This window comes from Streptomyces sp. NPDC093252, assembly GCF_040683675.1.
Taxonomy (GTDB): domain Bacteria; phylum Actinomycetota; class Actinomycetes; order Streptomycetales; family Streptomycetaceae; genus Streptomyces.
This window is the reverse complement of the sequence record NZ_JBFBEM010000011.1, coordinates 77,545-100,090: the sequence shown is the minus strand read 5'-3', so window position 1 is coordinate 100,090 and position 22,546 is coordinate 77,545. Positions and strand designations below refer to the sequence as shown.

20 protein-coding genes and 1 pseudogene are annotated in these 22,546 nt (G+C 71.8%); 15 read left to right on the top strand and 6 right to left on the bottom strand.

The annotated features are described in order from the left end of the window. Nucleotides 1-455 precede the first annotated feature (455 nt). Nucleotides 456-1,469 carry a hypothetical protein gene (locus AB0O01_RS23340; RefSeq protein ID WP_365316113.1) on the bottom strand — a complete coding sequence of 338 codons (1,014 nt, stop codon included), beginning with the start codon at nt 1,467-1,469 and terminating at the stop codon, nt 456-458. A 207-nt stretch (nt 1,470-1,676) separates the two neighbouring features. On the opposite strand from AB0O01_RS23340, the gene AB0O01_RS23335 reads away from it, so the two are divergent. Continuing rightward, nucleotides 1,677-3,935 (top strand): heavy metal translocating P-type ATPase, encoded by a 2,259-nt coding sequence (locus tag AB0O01_RS23335; RefSeq protein WP_365316111.1) that lies wholly within the window; start codon nt 1,677-1,679, stop codon nt 3,933-3,935. Between the two features lie 127 nt (nt 3,936-4,062). Then, the gene (locus AB0O01_RS23330) at nt 4,063-4,596 is read left to right on the top strand and encodes a hypothetical protein (protein ID WP_365316109.1); all 534 of its coding nucleotides are present in this window, start codon (nt 4,063-4,065) and stop codon (nt 4,594-4,596) included. Between the two features lie 38 nt (nt 4,597-4,634). Here the strand turns inward: AB0O01_RS23330 and AB0O01_RS23325 are convergent, their stop codons facing one another. The 3 genes from AB0O01_RS23325 to AB0O01_RS23315 form a co-directional block, all read right to left on the bottom strand. Next, a complete protein-coding gene (locus AB0O01_RS23325; protein WP_365316108.1) occupies nt 4,635-5,804 on the bottom strand; it encodes a serine hydrolase domain-containing protein in 1,170 nt (389 codons plus the stop codon). 137 nt (nt 5,805-5,941) lie between these two features. Continuing rightward, entirely contained in the window at nt 5,942-6,634 is a 693-nt protein-coding gene (locus AB0O01_RS23320) for a glycerophosphodiester phosphodiesterase (protein WP_365316107.1), read from the bottom strand. A gap of 22 nt (nt 6,635-6,656) precedes the next feature. Next, on the bottom strand, nt 6,657-7,703 hold the full coding sequence (locus AB0O01_RS23315; protein ID WP_365316105.1) for an adenosine deaminase: 1,047 nt from the start codon (nt 7,701-7,703) through the stop codon (nt 6,657-6,659). A 721-nt stretch (nt 7,704-8,424) separates the two neighbouring features. On the opposite strand from AB0O01_RS23315, the gene AB0O01_RS23310 reads away from it, so the two are divergent. Then, nucleotides 8,425-9,135 (top strand): DUF4190 domain-containing protein, encoded by a 711-nt coding sequence (locus AB0O01_RS23310; protein ID WP_365316104.1) that lies wholly within the window; start codon nt 8,425-8,427, stop codon nt 9,133-9,135. A gap of 101 nt (nt 9,136-9,236) precedes the next feature. Continuing rightward, nucleotides 9,237-9,692, top strand: a complete 456-nt coding sequence (locus tag AB0O01_RS23305; RefSeq protein ID WP_365316102.1) for a DUF4190 domain-containing protein — start codon at nt 9,237-9,239, stop codon at nt 9,690-9,692. 31 nt (nt 9,693-9,723) lie between these two features. On the opposite strand, the gene AB0O01_RS23300 is transcribed toward AB0O01_RS23305, so the two are convergent. Further along, nucleotides 9,724-10,332 (bottom strand): NADAR family protein, encoded by a 609-nt coding sequence (locus AB0O01_RS23300; RefSeq protein WP_365316100.1) that lies wholly within the window; start codon nt 10,330-10,332, stop codon nt 9,724-9,726. A gap of 211 nt (nt 10,333-10,543) precedes the next feature. On the opposite strand from AB0O01_RS23300, the gene AB0O01_RS23295 reads away from it, so the two are divergent. The 10 genes and pseudogenes from AB0O01_RS23295 (at nt 10,544) to AB0O01_RS23250 (ending at nt 21,403) form a co-directional block, all read left to right on the top strand. Further along, nucleotides 10,544-12,079, top strand: a complete 1,536-nt coding sequence (locus AB0O01_RS23295) for a gamma-aminobutyraldehyde dehydrogenase (RefSeq protein ID WP_365316099.1) — start codon at nt 10,544-10,546, stop codon at nt 12,077-12,079. A 52-nt stretch (nt 12,080-12,131) separates the two neighbouring features. Further along, nucleotides 12,132-13,376, top strand: coding sequence for a spermidine/putrescine ABC transporter substrate-binding protein (locus AB0O01_RS23290; protein ID WP_365316097.1), 1,245 nt, complete (start codon nt 12,132-12,134; stop codon nt 13,374-13,376). Between the two features lie 7 nt (nt 13,377-13,383). Then, a complete protein-coding gene (locus AB0O01_RS23285) occupies nt 13,384-14,535 on the top strand; it encodes an ABC transporter ATP-binding protein (RefSeq protein WP_365316095.1) in 1,152 nt (383 codons plus the stop codon). Then, on the top strand, nt 14,535-15,467 hold the full coding sequence (locus AB0O01_RS23280; RefSeq protein WP_365316093.1) for an ABC transporter permease: 933 nt from the start codon (nt 14,535-14,537) through the stop codon (nt 15,465-15,467). Before AB0O01_RS23285 ends, AB0O01_RS23280 begins: the two co-directional genes overlap by 1 nt. After that, complete coding sequence (locus AB0O01_RS23275; RefSeq protein ID WP_365316091.1) at nt 15,468-16,268, top strand: ABC transporter permease; 801 nt, start codon at nt 15,468-15,470, stop codon at nt 16,266-16,268. Between the two features lie 92 nt (nt 16,269-16,360). Further along, a complete protein-coding gene (locus AB0O01_RS23270; protein WP_365316089.1) occupies nt 16,361-17,791 on the top strand; it encodes an FAD-dependent oxidoreductase in 1,431 nt (476 codons plus the stop codon). A gap of 130 nt (nt 17,792-17,921) precedes the next feature. Next, a pseudogene (locus AB0O01_RS23265) lies at nt 17,922-18,368 on the top strand (hypothetical protein); the annotation flags it as partial. Continuing rightward, on the top strand, nt 18,269-19,180 hold the full coding sequence (locus AB0O01_RS23260; RefSeq protein ID WP_365316433.1) for a DUF5753 domain-containing protein: 912 nt from the start codon (nt 18,269-18,271) through the stop codon (nt 19,178-19,180). The pseudogene AB0O01_RS23265 and the gene AB0O01_RS23260, both read left to right, overlap by 100 nt. A gap of 6 nt (nt 19,181-19,186) precedes the next feature. Next, nucleotides 19,187-19,384 carry a DUF397 domain-containing protein gene (locus AB0O01_RS23255; RefSeq protein WP_365316431.1) on the top strand — a complete coding sequence of 66 codons (198 nt, stop codon included), beginning with the start codon at nt 19,187-19,189 and terminating at the stop codon, nt 19,382-19,384. Nucleotides 19,385-19,600: 216 nt separating this feature from the next. Continuing rightward, entirely contained in the window at nt 19,601-21,403 is a 1,803-nt protein-coding gene (locus tag AB0O01_RS23250) for a glycosyl hydrolase family 18 protein (protein WP_365316087.1), read from the top strand. Here AB0O01_RS23250 and AB0O01_RS23245 read toward each other — a convergent pair. After that, nucleotides 21,342-21,992, bottom strand: a complete 651-nt coding sequence (locus AB0O01_RS23245) for a phosphatase PAP2 family protein (RefSeq protein ID WP_365316430.1) — start codon at nt 21,990-21,992, stop codon at nt 21,342-21,344. The genes AB0O01_RS23250 and AB0O01_RS23245 overlap by 62 nt on opposite strands. A 306-nt stretch (nt 21,993-22,298) precedes the next feature. On the opposite strand from AB0O01_RS23245, the gene AB0O01_RS23240 reads away from it, so the two are divergent. After that, nucleotides 22,299-22,508: a DUF2180 family protein gene (locus tag AB0O01_RS23240; RefSeq protein WP_365316085.1), complete on the top strand. Its 210-nt coding sequence runs from the start codon at nt 22,299-22,301 to the stop codon at nt 22,506-22,508. The last annotated feature ends 38 nt before the right edge of the window (nt 22,509-22,546 follow it).

Below are 22,546 nucleotides of genomic sequence, written 5' to 3'. Positions count from 1 at the left end.
CTGTGCCGGTTTCCCGGTTCCGTGCCGGATTCCCGGGCCTGCCCCTGTTCCGGCTGCCTGGCCCCGTGCCGGTTCCCCGGCCCTGCGCCGGATTCCCGGCCCTGCGCCGGATTCCCGGCCCTGCGCCGGATTCCCGGCCCTGCGCCGGATCCCGGCCCCGCCCCTGCCCCGGCTGCCCCGCCCCGCGCCGACTTCCCGGGCCCCACCCCGGTTCCCCGACCCCGGTCGCGCCCCTGCCCCACGCCGACGGCCGACCGGCGGAGCGGATCCCCGCACCGCCCGTCCGGTGTCGCCGGGTTCTCGCCTCGTGCGCTCCCGCACCCGGACCGAACCGACCCGGCCCCCAAGGTGTCGACCGGCGCCGAACCGGCCCGGCCCCCCGAGGTGTCGACCGGCGCGCCGAAGGGCCCGGCCCCCGTCGATCCGGGAGCCGGGCCCATGTCACCCGGGGTCGTTCAGTGCCCGTGCGGTGCCTCCTCCGAGGCCGGGGTGCCGTCCGCCGCCGGGCTCGCGGGCCCGCTCCCCGCCGGGCTCGCGGGCGCGCTCGCCGTCCCGCCCGGTGCCGCCTCGTCCGCGCTCACCGTGAACGCCGCCGTCCGGACCTCGCCGTCGGCCTTGAAGTCGAGGAAGAGACGGTAGTCCCCGGTGCTCGGCACCTCCGCCGTGAACGCCACCTCCGGCGTGCCCGACGGGGTGTCGCCGCTCGCCTCGGCGTGCGGGTGGACGTGGAGGTAGGCCAGGTCGCCGGAGCGCAGAGCGACCAGGTGGCCGTAGGCGCCGAGGTAGGGCTCCAGATCGGTGACGGGCTCGCCGTCGCGGGTGACCGTGAAGGTCAGCTCGCTCTGCGCGCCCGCCTTCAGGGTGCCGTCCAGCGTCACCTCGTACCCGTCGACCGTCGCCGTGGCCTTCGCCGGGGGCAGGGCGGTCGGCTCGTAGGCGCCGGAGACGGCGAGGTCGGAGCCCAGGGTGAGGCCCTCCTCCTCGGCGGCCGGGCGGAAGTCGGCGAAGACGCGGTAGCCGCCGGGCTCGGGGAGCGTGGTCCGGGTGCTCCAGGTGCCGTCGGCCGCGCGGACCGGGTGGAGGTGGCGGAAGGTGGTCAGATCGCGCGAGGCGACGATCAGGTGCAGCTCCTTCTCGTGCTCCTTCGCGAAGCCGGTGACCGCCCGGCCGTCGCCGTCGCGGATGGTGAGCCGCAGATCGGCCGGTTCCCCGGCGGCGACCCGGGGGGTGGCCAGGTCGAGGGTGTAGCCGTCCTGGGAGATCTGGAGGCCGCCGGGGGTGGTGTCGGCGGCCGGGGCGGGCCCGCCGCTCTCCTCGGGCTCCGGGTCGGCGCCGTGGCCCGCGTCGGCGTGCGCGGCCGGCTCGGGATCGGCGTTGACCGGGGAGACCGCGGTGCCGACTCCGTAGGCGGCGGCGAAGCAGACGGCGAGGGCCGCGCCGAAGGTGCCGATCTTCTGGAGAGGACTCATCGTGGACTCCTGGGGTCGTAGCCTTGCCAAACCTTGCTTTTCATACCCACGGGGGGTATACATGGGAGCAGCTTATACCCCCCAGGGGTATAAAGTGAAGTAGCAGAGGAGCCGGCGGAGAAGCCGGCAGCGAAGCGCAAGGCCCAGCGGTCAGAGGACGCGGTAAGTGGAAGCCGTCCTGGAGGAGCGATGAGGAGTGAAGTCGCCGTGAGTACCAGCACAGCACCCGGTGCCACCGAGGTCGAACTCGCGATAGGCGGGATGACCTGCGCCTCCTGCGCGGCCCGAATCGAGAAGAAGCTCAACCGCATGGACGGCGTCACCGCGACGGTCAACTATGCCACCGAGAAGGCCAAGGTCAGCTACCCGGACGGGACGGACGTCTCCGACCTGATCGCGACCGTCGAGGCCACCGGCTACACCGCCCGCGAACCCGAGCCCCCGCGTCCGGCGGGCGGCCCGGACGGCGGCGGTACGGCACCCGAGGCGGACGAGCTCCAGCCGCTGCGCCAGCGGCTGATCACCGCCGTCGTCCTGTCCGTCCCGGTGATCGCCATGGCGATGGTCCCGGCGCTCCAGTTCGAGTACTGGCAGTGGCTGTCCCTCACCCTCGCCGCCCCGGTCGTCGTCTACGCGGCCTGGCCCTTCCACAAGGCCGCCTGGACCAACGCCCGGCACGGCGCGGCCACCATGGACACCCTGATCTCGGTCGGTACCTCGGCCGCGATGATCTGGTCCCTGTGGGCGCTGTTCTTCGGCACCGCGGGCACCCCCGGGATGACCCACCCCTTCGAGCTGACCATCGCCCGCAGCGACGGCGCCGGGAACATCTATCTGGAGGCGGCGGCCGGGGTCACCGCGTTCATCCTGGCCGGGCGCTACTTCGAGGCCCGCTCCAAGCGCAAGGCCGGAGCCGCCCTGCGCGCCCTGATGGAACTGGGCGCCAAGGACGTCACTGTGCTGCGCGATGGCCGCGAGATCCTCGTCCCGGTCTCCGAACTCGCCGTCGGCGACCGCTTCCTGGTCCGCCCCGGCGAGAAGATCGCCACCGACGGCACGGTCGTCGAGGGCACCTCCGCCGTCGACGCCTCCATGCTCACCGGCGAGTCCGTCCCGGTCGAGGTCGGCCCCGGCGACGGGGTGACCGGCGCGACCGTCAACGCGGGCGGCCGGCTGGTGGTCGAGGCCACCCGGGTCGGCGCCGACACCCAGCTCGCCCGGATGGCCAGGCTGGTGGAGGACGCGCAGAACGGCAAGGCCGCCGCCCAGCGCCTCGCCGACCGGATCTCGGCGGTGTTCGTGCCGATCGTGATCGCCCTGTCGCTGGCCACCCTCGGCTTCTGGATCGGCAACGGCGCCGGTGCCGCCGCCGCGTTCACCGCCTCCGTCGCCGTACTGATCATCGCCTGCCCCTGCGCGCTGGGCCTGGCCACCCCGACCGCGCTGATGGTCGGCACCGGCCGGGGCGCCCAGCTCGGCATCCTGATCAAGGGCCCGGAGGTGCTGGAGACCACCCGCAAGGTCGACACCGTCGTCCTGGACAAGACCGGCACCGTCACCACCGGCAAGATGACCCTGCTCGCCGTCCGTACCGCCGAGGGCACCGACGAGAAGGACGTCCTGCGGCTCGCGGGCGCCCTGGAGCACGCCTCCGAGCACCCCATCGCCCAGGCCATCGCGACCGGCGCCGCCGAGCGCACCGGCACCCTCCCGGTGCCGGAGGACTTCGCCAACGTCCCCGGACTCGGCGTCCAGGGCATCGTGGACGGCCACGCGGTCCTGGTCGGCCGGGAGAAGCTGCTCGCCGAGTGGGCGATGGAGCTGCCCGCCGAGCTGCGGCTCGCCAAGCAGCGGGCCGAGTCGGCCGGGCGCACCGCCGTCGCGGTCGCCTGGGACGGCGAGGCACGGGCGGTCCTGGAGGTCGCCGACGCGGTGAAGGACACCAGCGCCGAGGCCATCACCCGGCTCCGCGCGCTGGGCCTGCGCCCGGTGCTGCTGACCGGCGACAACAAGGCGGTCGCCGAGTCCGTCGCCGCCGAGGTCGGTATCGACGAGGTCATCGCCGAGGTGATGCCGGAGGACAAGGTCGACGTGGTCAAGCGGCTCCAGGCCGAGGGCCGTTCGGTCGCCATGGTGGGCGACGGGGTCAACGACGCCGCCGCGCTCGCCCAGGCCGACCTGGGCCTGGCGATGGGCACGGGCACGGACGCCGCCATCGAGGCCGGTGACCTGACCCTGGTCCGCGGTGATCTGCGGGCCGCCGCCGACGCCATCCGTCTGGCCCGCAAGACCCTGGGCACCATCCGGACGAACCTGTTCTGGGCCTTCGCCTACAACGTGGCGGCCCTGCCGCTCGCCGCGGCGGGCCTCCTCAACCCGATGATCGCGGGCGCCGCGATGGCGTTCTCCTCGGTCTTCGTGGTCGGCAACTCCCTCCGCCTGAGGGGCTTCCGGCCCACGAGCTGACCCCCGGCGGGCACCCGCCCGCACCTCACCCCGGCGCTCCGGACCCCCACGGGTCCGGAGCGCCGCCGCGTCCACCCCCCACGCCCCTCTTTTTGAACGCGTTCAATTCCAGGCGTACGCTGCCGCCATGAGCGACAGAGCCGCCCTGCTGAAGGGCATTCGCGCCTGGCTGATCCTCTTCGTCGTCTGCCTGGTCCTCAGCGGCGCCACGGCCTTCCCCCTCGTCCACGAACTCCGCTGGACCGAGTCCCTGCTGACCTCCCTGAACACCGGCGACCACCTCCCCGCCCTCATGGACTGGATCCAGCGCATCCGCCAGGGCCTGGACACCGCCGACGCCGAGTACCCCTTCCTCCTCTACGGCACCGACTGGCTCGCCTTCGCCCATCTCGTCATCGCCGTCGCCTTCTACGGCCCCTACCGCGACCCGGTCCGCAACATCTGGGTGATCGAGTTCGCGATGATCGCCTGCGTCGCCGTCGTCCCGCTCGCCCTGATCTGCGGCCCGATCCGGGGCATCCCGATCTGGTGGCAGCTCATCGACATCTCCTTCGGCGTGTTCGGGATCCTCCCGCTGTACGCCGTCCGCCGCCGGATCAAGCGCCTGGAGGCCCTGACCCCGTACGCGCCGCCCTCCGCCCCCGCCGCGCTCCCCGCCTGACCGCCCCTCAGGGCCCGCCCCCCTCAGGTCCCACCCCCTCAGGGCCGCAGCGCCGGAAGGCCGAACCGCTGGGGCACCGCCCCCGAATCGTCCTTCGCGTCGGTCGCGTTGACCGAGTACACGAACGTCCGGGACAGATCCCGGGTCGCGACGACGGCCGTCGCGTACCCGGGCCGGGACCCGGACTTCACCCAGTACTCCACCTTCCCGACCGGCAACCGCTCGAACGCCATCCCGTAGCGCGCCGTGCCCTGTTCGACCTCCGGCACGGTCAGCATCTGGTCGAGCAGCGGCTCCGGCAGCAGCCGCCCGCCGAACAGCCCCTCGATCAGCCGCTCCAGATCGGCGGCGGTCGAGATCAGATCACCGGCCGCCCACCGGTCCGCCATGTTCCACTCGGTGACATCGGTCAGCTTCCCGTCGATGACGTCGTAGCCCCGGTTGTGCGGCCCCGGCACCCGCGGATCGGTCCCGGCCGGGAACGAGCTGTGCCGCATCCCCAGCGGCCGGAACACCAGCCGCTCCGCCAGTCGCGCGTACGACTGCCCGGTCACCTCCTCCACGACCATCCCCAGCACGGTGTACGAGATGTTTCCGTACCGCTGCACCCACCCCGCCGGGGCCTCCGGGCCCGCCGCGACCGACGCGGCCACCACCTCCTCGGGGGTGACCGTCTCGAACCGGTGCGGATAGCTCTCGTCCACCGACCCGCCCGGCTGCGCCGCCCCCGCCCTCAGCCCACTGGTGTAGTTCAGCAACTGCCGTACGGTGATGGGCCCGAAATCCTCGGTGAGCAGCCCGGGAAGGTACTCCTGGACCGTGCCGTCCAGATCGATCCGGCCCTCGGCGACCAGCCGCAGCACCACCGCCGCCGTCACCACCTTGGTCACCGACCCGGCCCGGAACCGCCCGTTCTCCAGCGCCGGTGCCCCGGTCCGGACGTTCCGCAGCCCGTCCGCCTCGCTCCAGGCGCAGTCCCCGTCCAGCCGCAGGGTCGCGGCGGTCGCGACGGCGTCGGGCAGCGCGGCCAGCTCCCGGGTGAGCCCGGCGATGTCCGGCCCCCGGTCGGCGCTGGCGGCGCACTGCGGCACGGCGGGCCGGGCGGCGGCCGGTGTGGCTGTCGCCCCCGCGCCGAGGGTGAGGGCGAGCGCGGAGGCGGCGACGGCGACCACGGCCGAACGGCGGCGCGGGGCGGGGGACTTCGGCATGGGGCGGCTCCGGGGTGATCGCGAACGGGGAACGCGTCCCATCCTGCGGGCGCCCGCGGGCGCCAGGATCGTCACCGCGAAGGACCCCGGCCCCGATACCTCTCTGAGGGCCCTCCTTAGGGGTCCGAACCGCCTCTCTAGGGGTTCAGTGCCTGCCGCACCGCGTACAGCGCGTCCACCCGGTTGGTGGTGATGGAGTCCACGCCCATCCCGATCAGGCGGCGCATCGAGCGGCGGGTGTCCGGGGTCCAGGTGGACACGAGGAGGCCGGAGCGGTGGAGGTGGGTCACCAGATCGTGACTGAGCAGGGTGAAGCGGTAGTTGAGCCAGCGCGGCCGGATCGCCGCCAGCAGTCCCGCCCTCGGCGGGGCCAGGGTCGCCCGGGTCAGGGCGATCTCCGCCGCCGGGTCGGCCGCGCGGACCGCCAGCATCGCCTGGGCGTCCGCCGTGTAGTACACCCGGTCGGCCGCCCCGTGCGCGCGGACCACCTCGACGATCCGGTGCGCCGCCCGCTCGCCCGCCAGCCCGGGCAGGTCCAGCATCAGCCGGGCGTCCCCGGTCGCGGTGAGCGCCTCGGCGAGGGTGGGGACCCCGCCCGCCGTCAGCTCCCGCACCTCGGCGGCGGTCAGGGCGGACAGCGGGCGGTCGTGCTCCCAGAGCCGGTTCAGCGTCTCGTCGTGCAGCAGCACGGGCACGCCGTCCCGGGTCAGCCGGACATCGATCTCCACGGCGTCCGCGCCCCGCCGGAGCGCGGACCGTACGGAGTCGAGGGTGTTCTCGCGGAATCGGTAGGGGTCACCGCGATGGGCCACGGCGGTCACATTCTGCATGGCCCCATGGTGGCGCGGCGGGTCAGGCCCCGGCCACCCACCCCTCGGTGTACGCGTCGATCTCCGCCCCGATCCGGTCCTTGCCCGCCCGGTCCAGGAAGGACGCCTCGACCGCGTTCCTCGCCAGGCCGGCGATGCCCGGCGCGTCCAGGTCGAGCAGCCGGGCGGCGACCGCGTACTCGTGGTTGAGATCGGTCCCGAACATGGGCGGGTCGTCGGAGTTGACGGTGACCAGGACCCCGGCCCGGGTGAACTCCTTGATCGGGTGCTCGTCCAGGGTGGCGACCGCGCGGGTGGCGATGTTGGAGGTGGGGCACACCTCCAGGGCGATCCGGTGCTCGGCGAGATGCGCGAGCAGCTTCTCGTCCCGCGCGGCGCTCGTGCCGTGGCCGATGCGCTCCGCGCGCAGATGGGTCAGCGCGTCCCACACCGTCTCCGGCCCGGTCGTCTCGCCCGCGTGCGGCACCGACCGCAGCCCGGCCGCGATGGCCCGGTCGAAGTACGGCTTGAACTGCGGCCGGGGCACGCCGATCTCGGGGCCGCCGAGGCCGAAGGAGACCAGGCCCTCCGGGCGCAGCTTGTCATCGGTGGCGAGCCGGACGGTCTCCTCGGCGGCCTCCAGCCCTGCCTCGCCGGGAATGTCGAAGCACCAGCGCAGCACCGTCCCGAACTCCGCCTCCGCGGCCTTGCGGGCGTCCTCGATGGCGTCCATGAACGCCCGCTCGTCGATCCCGCGCCGGGTGGAGGAGAACGGGGTGACGGTCAGCTCCGCGTACCGCACCTGCTGGCGGGACAGCTCCCGGGCCACCTCGAAGGTCAGCAGCCGGACGTCCTCCGGGGTACGGATCAGGTCGACGACGGAGAGATAGACGTCGATGAAGTGGGCGAAGTCCGTGAAGGTGAAGTAGCGGGCGAGTTCCTCGACATCGGTGGGGACGGCGGAGTCGGGGTGCCGGGCGGCCAGTTCGGAGACGATCCGCGGGGAGGCGGAGCCCACGTGGTGGACATGGAGTTCGGCCTTGGGCAGTCCGGCGATGAAGGCGCGCGGGTCGAAGGTCTGCTGGGTCATCGGGGCCTCCCCGGGATGGGCGCCGGGCACCCTGGTGGGGTGCGGCGCGGGTGATCGGCTGATCATGCGGCACGGAACATCGTAGGTCCTGCCGTCCCGGCCGCTCCCGGGGTCGGTCCTCCGGCCCCGGGCCGGGAACCACGCGCCCGGCCCGACCGGCTGCCCGTTCCGGACAGGCCCGTGACGCCGGGCCGCCCCTTCCGGGCCGGATCCCGTGACGCTGGCCCGGGCTGCCCCTTCCGGGCCGGATCCCGTGACGCCGCTCCCGGCCGCCGCTCCCGGGCGGGAACCCCGACGCCGTCGGCGCCCTCCCGTCCGGGGGCGGGGGCCGCGCGACCGTCCTGGTTGTCCGTCCGGGGTGGGGAAGCGTGATGCCGGTTCGGATTGTCCCTTCCGGGGCGAGAACCCTTGCGCCGGTCAGGGCTGTCCCGTCCGGGGGTGGGGGCCGCGCGACCGGTCCCGGTTGTCCCTCCCGGGTCGGGAACCCTGACGCCGGTCCGGGCTGCCCCCTCCGGGTCGGGAACCCTGACGCCGGTCCGGGCTGCCCCTCCCGGGACGGGAACCCCTCACGCCCCCTCCGGGCGCTCCCCTCCGGGTCGGGAACCGTGACGCCCGTCCGGGCCGTCCCTCCCGGCAGGGGATCGCGCCAGGGGACCGGCCGAGGCGCCCCCGGGACCAGGCCGTAGCATGGCCGGGACGAACGACCCAGGGGGGCACGGACATGACGGACCCGACGACACCGGGCGGGGCGAACGGCAACGGCGGGTACGACCCCTGGGCGCCGCCCGAGCACCGGCAGCCCGCCGACCCGGCCGGCACGCCCGGTCCGCCGCCGCCCTCGGTGCACGACCAGCCCACCATGGCCGCGATGCCCTCGCCCGGCGGCTTCCCGCCCCCGGCCGCCCCGTCACCCTTCGACACCGGCGCCCCCTCCCCGTACGACACGGCGGCACGCTCCCCGTACGACACGGCAGGCCCCTCCCCGTACGACACCACCGGTGTCGGCGCGGTACCGGGCGCGCCCGGGGGCTATGGCTACCCCGGCTACCCGCAGAGCTACGGCAGCGGCTGGAGCGGCGCCCCGGTGGCCCCGCAGAACGGCATGGGCATAGCCGCCATGGTGCTCGGCATCCTGGCCTGCGCCCTGTTCTGTCTCTACGGCGTGGTCTCGGTGGTCCTCGGCATCCTCGCCATCGTCTTCGGCATCAAGGGCAAGAAGCGCGCCGAGGAGGGTCTCGCCAACAACCGCGGTCAGGCCCAGGCCGGACTGATCACCGGCATCATCGGCCTGATCGTGGGCGTCGCGGTGATCGTCCTCATGGTCATCGGCTTCACCGCCGCGTTCAACGAGATCGAAGAGGACCCGTACTACGACGACCCGTACTACGGCGCCCACAGCGCACCCCTGGACCCCTCGGTCCAGGCCCGCTGAACCGGGGGCTCCGGCCCCCACCGGCCGTCACCGCGTCCGTCCCCCGGGCACCCGGCGGGACCACTACGATGCCTTGTCGGTCAACGAGGGGAGTCACATCCATGTCCGGTGCCAATCCCGGTGAGTTCGGACCGCCGCCGCCGCCGCCTCCGCAGCAGCCGCCCGGCGGAACCGGGGGGTACGGCCAGCCGCCGTCCCCGCCGCCGGGCTACGGCTACCCGAGCGCCGCCTACCCGCCCGCCCCGCCCGTCGGCTACCCGCCCGCCCCGGCCGGCTATGTGATCGGGGTCCAGCCGAGCAACGGTCTCGGCACCACCGGTCTCGTGCTGGGCATCATCGGCGTGGTGTGCAGCCTGACGTTCTTCCTGTGGTTCTTCGGCGTCATCCTGGGCATCCTCGCGATCATCTTCGGCGCCATCGGGCGCGGCAAGGCGAACCGGGGCGAGGCCACCAACAAGGGCGCGGCGACCGCCGGACTGGTCTGCGGCATCGTCGCGACCGTGATCCTGCCGGTGCTGGGCTTCCTGGTCTTCGCCAGCTTCATGAGCGCGGTCTGACCCCGCACGCCCCCCCCGCCGCCCGGCGCGGTCATCCCACCGCGCCGGGTGCGGACCCCCCGGACCCCGCCGTCTCCGCCCGCAGCCGCTCCCGCGCCGCCATCAGCGCGAACCCCAGCAGGTTGAGCCCCCGCCAGTGCTCCGGCTCCTGCACCGCCGGGTCGCCCGCCGGGAGCCCGATGCCCCAGATCCGGTCCATCGGGCTGGCCTCCACCAGCACCCGGGACCCCGTCCCCACCAGGAACGCCCGCAGCGCCGGGTCCGAGGCGAACTTGTGGACATTGCCCTCGGTCACGATCCGCAGCCGCTCCCGCCGCCACACCGCCTCATCGAAGCCGCGCACCAGCGCCCCCGCCTTCTTCGCCTCGGCCGGATGCCGGGCCGTCAGCGCCTGCCGCTCCGCCTCCGGGTCCTCGAACAGCCGGTCCTTCCCGGCCATCATCCAGTGCTCGGCGGTCGCGTAACGCACCCCGTCCACCACGAACGGTGACGGCCGCCACTGGCTCAGACAGGCCGCGTCGAGCCGCCCGTCCGGCGGCGGATGGTGCTTCCAGAACGGTAGAAAGCGCGGCCTGGCGCCGTCGCGGATCGCGCTGACCAGCGCGTCCACCGAGTCGGGTACCCCCGTGATCCACGTCATGCATGCGAGTCTGGCACGCACCACGGACACTCCGTCCTGGCTTTTCCTGGTGGACTCGACACCTGGTCGACAGATTCCGTTGCGTAACCAAAAGGCAACAACGGAATCACTTGTTGGCCTCCCATCCCTCTGTCAGGATCGGCACTCAAATCGAGCTGGAGCTACGCCACCCACCCCGCAGCGAAGCGGGGCGAAGGCGGAGGAGAGCGACATGCACAACCCGGGCAAGACCCTCCCGGAACGGTTCCCCGCGCAGGAGCGCTTCGCGGACGGCGCGCAGTTCATCGCGGGCCGCCTCACGAAGGGCACCTCCGGCCGCACCTTCGCGGTCACGGACCCCGCCACCGGGGAGGAGGTGTACCGCTACGACCTGGCCGGACCCGACGACGTGGACGCCGCCGTCGCCGCGGCCACGGCCGCCTTCCCGGGCTGGTCCGGCGCCACCCCGGGGGAGCGCTCGGACGCGCTGCACCGCTTCGCCGCCGTCCTCGCCGAGCGCGCCGAGGACTTCGCCCGCGCGGAGTCGCTCCAGTGCGGCAAGCCGCTCAAGCTGACCCGTGAGTTCGACGTACCGGGCACCATCGACAACACGGCGTTCTTCGCCGGTGCCGCGCGGCATCTGGCGGGGCAGTCGGCCGGTGAGTACTCCGGCGACCACACCTCGTACGTGCGCCGCGAGGCGATCGGTGTCGTCGGGTCGATCGCGCCCTGGAACTACCCGCTTCAGATGGCCGCCTGGAAGATCCTCCCGGCCATCGCCGCGGGCAACACCATCGTGCTCAAGCCCGCCGAGCTGACCCCGCTGACCTCGCTGCTCTTCGCCCAGGCCGCCACCGACGCCGGGATCCCCGACGGTGTGATCAACATCGTCACCGGTACGGGGAAGGAGGCCGGGGAGCATCTCGTGGGCCACCCCGATGTGGCCATGACCTCCTTCACCGGTTCCACCGCCGTCGGCAAGCGGGTCGCCGAGGTCGCCACCGCCACCGTCAAGCGCCTCCACCTGGAGCTGGGCGGCAAGGCCCCCTTCGTGGTCTTCGACGACGCCGATCTGGAGGCCGCCGCCAACGGAGCCGTCGCCGGGGCCCTGATCAACACCGGCCAGGACTGCACCGCCGCCACCCGCGCCTATGTCCAGCGCCCGCTCTACGAGGCGTTCGTCGCCCGCACCGCCGAGCTGATGGCGTCGGTGCGGCTCGGCGACCCGTTCGCCGCCGGGACCGACCTCGGGCCGCTGATCTCGCACGTCCAGCGCGACCGGGTGGCCGGATTCGTCGACCGGGCCCGCGGCTACGCCCGGATCGTCACCGGCGGTGAAGCTCCCCTGGGCGATCTGGAGCGCGGCGCGTACTATCGGCCCACGCTCGTCGCCGACGCGGCCCAGGACAGCGAGATCGTCCAGTCCGAGATCTTCGGGCCCGTCCTCGTCGTGCTGCCCTTCGACACCGACGACGAGGGCCTCCGGCTCGCCAACGACACCCCGTACGGACTCGCCTCGTCCGCCTGGACCCGTGATGTGTTCCGCGCCAACCGGGCCACCCGTGAGATCAAGGCGGGCTGCGTCTGGATCAACGACCACATCCCGATCATCAGCGAGATGCCGCACGGCGGGTACAAGGCGTCCGGCTTCGGCAAGGACATGTCCGCGTACTCGTTCGAGGAGTACACCCAGATCAAGCACGTCATGTTCGACAACACCGCGGTGGCCCGGAAGGACTGGCACCGCACGATCTTCGGGGACCGATAGCGACTCCGGCCGCCGACCACGGCCGCCCACCTCCCGAAAGGGCAACACGCGCATGGAGCAGTACGAGCCCGACCGCCTGTCACCGGCCCGGGTGGCCGCCATGCGGCGCAGCCTCGGCCGCGGCCGGGCCTCCCTCAGCCGCCGTTCGCTGCTGCGCGCCTCCGCCGGGGGCGCGCTCGCGCTGGGCGGCGTCGGGGCGCTGAGCGCCTGCGGCATCCCCCCGGCGGCCAAGACCTCCGGGGTGTCGTCGGAGGACCACTCGGCCAAGGAGAAGACCGTCAACTTCTCCAACTGGACCGAGTACATGGACGTCGACGAGAGCGGCCAGGGGCGCCCCACCCTGGAGGCGTTCAGGAAGCGGACCGGGATCTCGGTCAAGTACACCGAGGACGTCAACGACAACGTCGAGTTCTTCGGCAAGATCAAGCCGCAGCTCGCGGCCGGGCAGGACACCGGGCGCGATCTGATCTGCGTCACCGACTGGCTGGCCGCCCGGCTGATCCGGTTCGGCTGGGTGCAGAAGCTCGACCCGGCGAACCTGCCTCACGCGTACACCAACCTCTCCGCCCAGTTCCGCAACCCCGACTGGGACCCGGGCCGCTCCTACTCCTACCCCTGGCAGGGCATCTCCACGGTCATCGCCTTCAACCGGAAGGCCCTCGACGGCGAGGAGGTCACCTCGCTGTCCGACCTGCTGGACAACCCCAAGCTCAAGGGCCGGGTGGGACTGCTCTCCGAGATGCGCGACACCATGGGCCTGGCCCTGCTCGACCTGGGCAAGGACCCCGGCCGGTTCAGCGACGACGACTTCGACGCCGCCATCGCCCGGCTCCAGAAGGCCGTGGACAGCGGCCAGGTCCGCCGCTTCACCGGCAACGACTACACCTCCGACCTCTCCAAGGGCGACTTCGCCGCCTGTGTCGCCTGGGCCGGGGACGTCGTCCAGCTCAAGGCCGACAACCCGGACGTGGACTTCGTCATCCCCGAGAGCGGCTACATGACGTCCTCGGACAACCTCCTGGTGCCCAACAAGGCCCGCCACAAGACCAACGCCGAGAAGCTCATCGACTACTACTACGAGCCCGGCCCCGCCGCCCAGCTCGCCGCGTACATCAACTTCGTGTGCCCGGTGGACGGCGTGAAGGCGGAACTCGCCAAGATCGACGAGGACGCGGCGAACAACCCGCTGATCATTCCCGACCAGGACATGGCCGCCAAGTCCCGGGCGTTCCGCTCACTGAGCGAGGACGAAGAGACGGCGTACGAAGAGAAGTTCGCGAAGCTCACAGGGGCGTGACGAGACGATGACGACGACAGACAGCAGCGGCGACGTCCGCCTCACCGGTATCAGCAAGACCTACGGCTCCTTCACCGCCGTGCACCCGCTCGACCTGACCGTCCCGCAGGGCTCGTTCTTCGCCCTGCTCGGCGCGTCCGGCTGCGGCAAGACCACCACCCTGCGCATGATCGCCGGACTGGAGGAGCCCAGCGGCGGCACGGTCCACCTCGGCGACCAGGACGTGACCCGGCTCCCGCCCTACAAGCGCCCGGTGAACACGGTCTTCCAGTCCTACGCCCTCTTCCCGCACCTCGACATCTTCGAGAACGTGGCCTTCGGGCTGCGCCGGCGCGGCATCAAGAGCGTGAAGAAGCAGGTCGGCGAGATGCTCGACCTGGTGCAGCTCGGCGAGCAGGCCCGCAAGAAGCCCCACCAGCTCTCCGGCGGCCAGCAGCAGCGCGTCGCGGTCGCCCGCGCGCTGATCAATCACCCCAAGGTGCTCCTCCTGGACGAGCCCCTCGGCGCCCTGGACCTCAAGCTGCGCCGCCAGATGCAGCTCGAACTGAAGCGCATCCAGACCGAGGTCGGCATCACCTTCGTCCATGTCACGCACGACCAGGAGGAGGCCATGACCATGGCCGACACGGTCGCCGTGATGAACGCGGGCCGCGTCGAGCAGCTCGGCGCCCCCGCCGACCTCTACGAGAACCCGCGCACCACCTTCGTCGCCAACTTCCTCGGCACCTCCAACCTCATCGAGGCCGAGGTCGACAGCCGCTCCGGCGACGACATCGTGCTCCGCGCGGGCGGCGGCAAGCTGGTCCTGCCCGGCGCCCGGTGTACGGCCCCCGCCGCGACCGGCGGCAAGGTGCTGCTCGGGGTGCGCCCGGAGAAGATCTCCCTCACCCACGCCGACGACGCCGGGGACATCCCGGCCGGCCGCAACCGCCTCACCGGCACCATCGCCGACGCCAGTTTCATCGGTGTCTCCACCCAGTACGTCGTCGACAGCCCCGCCTGCGCCGACCTGGCCGTCTATGTCCAGAACGTCGACCGGGACGCCCGGCTGGTGCCCGGTGCCGAGGTCGTCCTGCACTGGAGCCCCGCCCACACCTTCGGCCTGGACGCCGCTCAGGACATCGACGCCGGGGTGGAGAAGGTCGAGGAAGAGGTCTGATGGCGACGACCCTCGCCGAGGCGCCCGCACCCCCGGCGCCCGAGACGCCGGCGCCGAAGCCACCCCGCAAGCGGGGCCGCTGGACGCCGTACCTGCTGCTGCTGCCCGGACTGCTGTGGCTGGTCGTCTTCTTCGCGCTGCCGATGGTCTACCAGGCGTCGACCTCGGTGCAGACCGGCTCCCTGGAGGACGGCTACGAGGTCACCTGGCACTTCGCGACCTACTGGGACGCGGTCGCCGAGTACTGGCCGCAGTTCCTGCGCTCGGTGCTCTACGCCGGGTCCGCGACCGTGCTCTGTCTGCTGCTCGGCTATCCGCTGGCGTATCTGATCGCCTTCCGGGCGGGCCGCTGGCGGAATCTGATCATGATCCTGGTGATCGCGCCGTTCTTCACCAGCTTCCTGATCCGCACCCTGGCCTGGAAGACCATCCTGGCCGACTCCGGCCCCGTGGTCAGCGCGCTGAACTCACTCCACATCCTGGATGTCACGAGCTGGCTCGGCATGACCGCCGGGGACCGGGTGCTCGCCACCCCGCTCGCGGTGATCTGCGGTCTGACCTACAACTTCCTGCCGTTCATGATCCTCCCGCTCTACACCTCCCTGGAGCGCATCGACGGACGGCTGCACGAGGCCGCCGGGGACCTCTACGCCCGGCCCTTCACCACCTTCCGCAAGGTCACCTTCCCGCTCTCCATGCCCGGTGTGGTCTCCGGCACCCTGCTGACCTTCATCCCGGCCACCGGCGACTACGTCAACGCCGATCTGCTCGGCTCGACCGACACCCGCATGATCGGCAATGTCATCCAGACCCAGTTCCTGCGGATCCTGGATTATCCGACGGCCGCCGCGCTGTCGTTCGTCCTGATGTTCGCGATCCTCATGATGGTGACGCTGTACATCCGTAGGTCCGGCACGGAGGATCTGGTTTAAATGGCCTTCGTCAACTGGCTCAAGCGCCGTTTTGTCGTCATCGCCGGGCTCATCACCCTCGGCTATCTGCTCCTGCCGAATGTGATCGTCACGGTCTTCTCCTTCAACAAACCGAAGGGCCGCTTCAACTACGAGTGGCAGGAATTCTCGCTGGACGCCTGGAAGGACCCGTGCGGGGTCGCCGACATGTGCGGCTCGCTCTCGCTCAGCCTCCAGATCGCCCTGTGGGCCACCCTGGGCGCCACCGTGCTCGGCGCGATGATCGCCTTCGCCCTGGTCCGCTACCGGTTCCGGGCGCGCGGCGCGGTCAGCTCGCTGATCTTCCTGCCGATGGCGATGCCCGAGGTCGTGATGGCCGCCTCGCTGCTCACGCTCTTCCTCAACATGGGCATCCAGCTCGGCTTCTGGACCATCCTCATCGCCCACATCATGTTCTGCCTGAGCTTTGTGGTGACGGCGGTCAAGGCGCGGGTGATGTCGATGGACCCCCGGCTGGAGCAGGCCGCGCAGGACCTCTACGCCGGGCCCGTGCAGACCTTCCTGCGGGTCACCCTGCCGATCGCCGCCCCGGGTATCGCGGCGGGCGCGCTGCTGGCCTTCGCCCTCTCCTTCGACGATTTCATCATCACCAATTTCAACGCGGGCTCGACCGTCACCTTCCCCATGTTCGTCTGGGGTTCGGCGCAGCGCGGTACGCCCGTTCAGATCAATGTCATCGGTACGGCCATGTTCCTGATCGCCGTACTGTTGGTGGTGACCTCCATGGTCATCAGCAATCGCCGCAAAAAGCGCAAGGTCTAAGCGCAAGGTCTAAGCGCAAGATAGAAGCGCACAGTCCAAGCGCAAGAAATAAGGCAGAGAAAAGGCGCAAGCCTCCGTAGGGAGTTGAAATCATGGCCGGAAGCGCCATGAGCCGCGGTAACAGCGACTGGACGAAATCCCTCTCCGACGCCCAGCCGGTCCCGTACTGGCTGGACGACCCCGGCCGTCCCCGGCCGGAGGCCGCCCTCACCGGCGCCGAGACCTGCGATCTGCTGGTCGTCGGCGGCGGGTACAGCGGACTGTGGACCGCGCTGATCGCCAAGGAGCGCGAGCCGGAGCGGGATGTCGTCCTGGTCGAGGGGCGCGAGATCGGCTGGGCCGCCTCCGGCCGCAACGGCGGCTTCTGCGCCGCCTCCCTCACCCACGGTCTGTCCAACGGGCTCACCCGCTGGCCCGACGAGATCCACAAGCTGGAGCAACTGGGCGCCCGCAACCTCGACGAGATCGAGGCGGCGGTCGCCCGCTACTCCCTGGACTGCGAGTTCGAGCGCACCGGCGAGATCGATGTCGCCACCGAGACGTACCAGGCGTGGGAGCTGCGCGACTGGTACCAGGAGCTGGAGCGCGAGGGCCTCGCCGACGGCCTCGACCTGCTGGACGCGGACGAGATCCGGGCCCAGGTCGACTCCCCGACCTTCCAGGGCGGACTGTACGACCGGCGGGGCGTCGCCATGGTCCACCCGGCCAAGCTCGCCTGGGGCCTCAAGCGGGCCTGCGCCCAGCTCGGCGTCCGCGTCTACGAGCACACCCCCGCCCTGGACCTGAAGCCCTACGGCGCGGGCATGGCCGTCCGCACCCCGTACGGCTCGATCCGGGCCCGCAAGGTCGCCCTCGGGACGAACATCTTCCCGAACCTGGTCAAGCGGGTCCGTGCCTACACCGTCCCGGTCTACGACTACGCCCTGATGACCGAGCCGCTCACCGCCGAGCAGCTCGGCGCGATCGGCTGGAAGAACCGCCAGGGCCTCGGCGACTCCGCCAACCAGTTCCACTACTTCCGCCTCTCCGCCGACAACCGCATCCTCTGGGGCGGCTACGACGCCATCTACCCCTACGGCGGACAGGTGCGCGCCGAGTACGACGACCGGCCCGAGACCTACGCCAAGCTCGCCGGGCATTTCTTCACCTGCTTCCCCCAGTTGGAGGGGGTGCGGTTCAGCCATGCCTGGGGCGGCGCGATCGACACCTGCTCGCGCTTCTCCGCCTTCTTCGGCACCGCCCACCAGGGCCGGGTCTCCTACGCCGCCGGGTACACCGGGCTCGGGGTGGGCGCGACCCGGTTCGGCGCCGAGGTGATGCTGGATCTGCTGGCGGGGGAGCGGACCGAGCGGACCGAGCTGGAGATGGTCCGAAAGAAGCCGCTGCCGTTCCCGCCGGAGCCGTTCGCCTGGACCGGGATCGCCCTCACCAAGTGGTCGCTGGCCCGCGCCGACGAGCGGGGCGGGCGGCGCAATCTCTGGCTGCGGACCATGGACAAGCTGGGCCTCGGCTTCGACAGTTGATAGCGCCGCAGGTCAGGTGGTGTGAGCCGGTTCACTCGAAGGATTTGGCCCGACCGGCGTAATGCCGGGCCAGGACCTCTCTCTTAATGCCGACGCGAGCGCGTCGTACGACAAGAGGGAGGTCCTTCTCATGACAGGTGCCAAGACGGCGGTCGAGTGGCTGACATCCGTCGCACCGGATCCCGAGTCCTGCCGCTGGGAGTGGGAGCGCAACCCCCTGGGGGTCGCCCTGCTGCCGGCCGGCCGGGCCTGGGACGTACTGATCCTGCCGGGCGAGCTGGGCTATCCGACCCTGGATGTGCTCACCCGGATCCTGGCCCGGCCCGGTCCGGTCCTGGTCGACTTCTCCGACGCCCGGATGGGCTTCCTGGTGCCGCCCGGCACCGCCGCGCGCTGGGTCGGCACCGGGATCCGCACCGCGGGCACCGGGTCCTGGCTCGTCGTCCCGTACCCCGGCCGGGCCACCGGCGGGGTCCGCTGGCTGGTCACCCCGGACGGCTCCGGCACCCTCACCGACCCGGCACTGCTGGAACTGGCGATGCACGAGGCGGCGGCGGGCCTGAGGACCGACGGCGACCGGGATCGCGACCGCGACCGGGATCGCGACCGCGACCGGGACCGGGATCGCGACCGGGATCGGGACCGGGACGGCTGAGCGGGGGCCAGTCGAGCCGGCCCGCCGGGCCGTGTCCCTCCGGGGCGGACTCAACGGACCCCTCGGGTCCGCGGGGTCTGCCCCGGGGGCAGTTCGCTTCTCGTGCTCGTCGAGGAGGCAGCAGGGCCCTTCTCCAGCGACACCACCGGTCACCCCTCGCGACCGGTGAGGCCGCGAACGTCCGGCCGCGCTCCGGCAGCGGAGAGGCAGCGCGCGCAACGGCACGGCGGCCAACGGTCCACCACCGGCATCAGCGGACCCGGAACACCCGGGCGCTCTATCGGATGGGCCCCTCGCGTTTCTCCCCGGCCAAGATTGAGAAGCTGGTTTCGGAGCGAGTCGCGCGACGCGAGATCCTTGACCGTATCGACCCGCCCCCGCCCGTGCTCTGGGTGGTGCTGCACGAAGCCTGCCTGCGGGTTGAAGTAGGCGGGCCGCCTGTCATGGAACGGCAGTTGACACGCCTCCTTGAGGACGCTGAACGCCCGAACGTGACACTTCAGTTCATGCCGTACAAGGCCGTTCCGACCACCGACGCACCGTTTACGTTGCTGGGGTTCGCCAAGGCCCCTACCGTGCTGCATGCGGAGGGTCCGCACGGCGGTCGACCTCAGGAATCACCCAAGATCACTGCTGTCGCGACAGAGACCTACGATCGGTTGAGAGTCGAAGCCCTGGGCCGCGCCGAGTCCCTGACCCGCATCCGAGAACTGCTTGAGGAGTACCGACAATGAGCCTTCCTGCCCCCCGTGCTGTGGAGTGGGTCGAGTTACAGCGGCCCCAATGGCGGTGAGTGTGTCGAGTGGGCCCCCGGGTGTGTCCCCTCCGGCGCCGTCCCGGTCCGGGACAGCAAGTTCGTTGACGGCCCGGTCCTCATACTCTCCCTCGAAGCATTCGCCGGACTGGTGACGTTCGCGCGCCATGCTGACCTCACCTGAGTCCGCCCCTTCCCGTAGAACCCCGGGCGGGGTTCTGGCGTTCCGGCATCCAGCGCGGCCCCTGCGCCGCAGGGGGTCTTGACAACGCAATTGGTCTGGACCAAATTATGGGCGCTCCCTCGTGTCGCGCCCCGCTCCACCCGCCCCCTCCCCCCCCGTACGGAGGCAACCGTGGAACGCCCCCGCTCCAGACCGCGTCTGAGCCGCCTGAGTCACTTGGTCCCCCCGCCCCGCCTGCCACTGCGCCGCGCCCTGCTCGCCGTGCTCACCACCGCCGCCCTCGCCGTGTCCGGCCTCACCTCGGTCGCCACCGCGGTGGATGTGGAGGTCATCCGCAACGGTGGCTTCGAGTCCGGCCTCGCCAACTGGTCCTGCCCCGCCACCGCCACCGCCGTCACCACCCCCGTCCGCACCGGCACCTCGGCCCTGCGCGGCACCCCCGCGGGCAGCGACAACGCCCGCTGCTCCCAGACCGTCCGGGTGCAGCCCAACTCCCAGTACACCCTGACCGGCCAGGTCCAGGGCTCGTACGTCTATCTGGGCGCCTCCGGCACCGGCACCACCGATGTCTACACCTGGACCCAGAACGCGCCGAGCTGGCAGCGGCTCAGCACCACCTTCCGCACCGGCGCGACGACCACCAGCGTCACCGTCTACACCCATGGCTGGTACGGCACTCCCGCCTACTACGCCGATGACATCTCCCTGGTCGGACCGGGTGTGGACCCCGGCCTGCCGCCCTCCGTGCCGACCGGGCTCAGGGCCGGCACGATCACCTCGACCAGCGTCGCCCTGTCCTGGACCGCGGTGACCGGCGCGACCAGTTACGCGATCTACCGCGACGGCACCCGGGTGCAGACCGCCACCGGCACCTCGGCGACCGTCGGCGGCCTGACCCCGACCACGGCCTATTCCTTCCAGGTCACCGCGCTCAACGACGCGGGGGAGTCACCCCGCTCGACGGCCGTCAGCGCCACCACCACCGCCGGTGGCGGCAACCCGGGCCTGCCCCCGCACGCCCTCGTCGGCTACCTCCACGCCAGTTTCGCCAACGGCTCCGGCTACACCCGGCTCGCCGACGTCCCCGACAGTTGGGACGTCATCGACCTGGCCTTCGGTGAGCCCACCTCGGTCACCTCCGGCGACATCCGCTTCGAGCGCTGCCCGGTCACCGCGTGCCCGAACGTGGAGAGCGACGCCGAGTTCAAGGCGGCCATCCAGGCCAAGCAGGCGGCCGGGAAGAAGGTGCTCATCTCCATCGGCGGCCAGAACGGCCAGGTCCAGCTCACCACCACCGCCGCCCGGGACATGTTCGTCACGTCCGTCTCCCGGATCATCGACGAGTACGGGCTCGACGGCCTCGACATCGACTTCGAGGGCCACTCCCTGTCCCTGAACGCCAACGACACCGACTTCAAGAACCCCACCACCCCGGTCGTCGTCAACCTCATCGCCGCGGTCAAGACCCTCAAGGCCAAGTACGGCGCCGACTTCGTGCTGACCATGGCCCCCGAGACGTTCTTCGTCCAGCTCGGCTACCAGTACTACGGCACCGGCCCCTGGGGCGGCCAGGACCCGCGCGCCGGGGCCTACCTCCCGGTCATCCACGCCCTGCGCGACGACCTCACCCTGCTGCACGTCCAGGACTACAACTCCGGCCCGATCATGGGCCTGGACAACCAGTACCACTCCATGGGCGGCGCCGACTTCCACATCGCCATGACCGACATGCTGCTCACCGGCTTCCCGGTGGCCGGCAACCAGAACAACGTCTTCCCGCCGCTCCGCCCCGACCAGATCGCCATCGGCATGCCCGCCTCGGTCAACGCCGGGAACGGCTATGTGGCCCCCGGCGAGGTCACCAAGGCACTGGACTGCCTGACCAAGAAGACCAACTGCGGCTCGTACACCACCCATGGCACCTGGCCCGATCTGCGCGGCCTGATGACCTGGTCGATCAACTGGGACCGCTTCGCGAACTGGGAGTTCCAGCGGACATTCGACAGCTACTTCCCGTGACCGGAGCGGAAGCCGGATCCGGGGCAGAAGCCGGGGCTGTGGGCGGGCCGCCGGTCCAGGCCCTGAGCGCCCGCGCATAGCCCAGCAGCAGTGCCGCGCCGAGGCACCAACTGGCCACCACGTCCAGCGGCCAGTGATACCCCCGGCGCACCAGCCCGTAGGACACCCCGAGGACCGCCGCCGCGCACAGCAGGACCAGTGCGCGGCGCGCGGCCGTCCGGCGCAGCCAGGGCAGCAGGAGCAGGGCGGCGGCACCGTAGGCGATCAGCGCGGTGGCCGTGTGGCCGGACGGGAAGTAGCCGGTCGCGGGCGGTACGGCCGGGGTGCCCGGCCGGTCGGTGAGCACCTTGACCGGGACGACCAGCAGCGGCACCAGCGCCATCAGGACCCCGGCGCCCACCGCCGGGAACCACCAGCGGGCCCGCCCCGCCGCCCGCGCCCGCCGGGCCGCCCAGCCCGCCGCGAGCACCAGCACCGGGACCGCGACCTGGACATTGCCGAGGTCGGAGAGCAGCTCGGAGAACCGGTCGGGCCGGATCAGCGCCCGGCTCAGCCCCTCGTCCGGCCCCAGGAGCGGGCCGTCGGCCATCACCTGCCAGGTGAGCAGCAGGAAGACGGCGACCGGGGCGAGGAGCAGGACGAGGAACGGCACCCGCCCAGCTTCGCAGCCGCACCCGCCACCCCGGAAACCGCCGCTCACCCGACAGCTACAGTTGACTGTGTCCAATCTGGTCGTTAGCTTGGATGTCGGGCCGAGGTGGGCCCGGCAGCGGCCGTCTCTTGCCGCCGCCCCCGCCCCCTCACCCGAGGCCCTCCCCGCCGCGCTCACCGTCGAGCGGCGCCGCTTCCTTCCCCGTGTCCGGTCACGCGCCGTCCCTCACCCCGGAGTTCCCCCATGACCTGCTACGACTGCACCCTTCAGGACCGAACCGACACCGCCGCCATCGGCGTCTGCGCCCGCTGCGGCCTCGCCGCCTGCCGGGACCACGCCCGGGTGCTGGTCGCCCAGGTGTCCCAGGGCAACGGCATGGGCCCGTCCACCGGCCCGGTCGCCGCCCGCCGCTTCGTCTGCACCGCCTGCCACACGGCCGAGCGCGCGTACTGAGCGTGGGTGTTGGGCGTGCGTATGGGGCGTGCGTATGG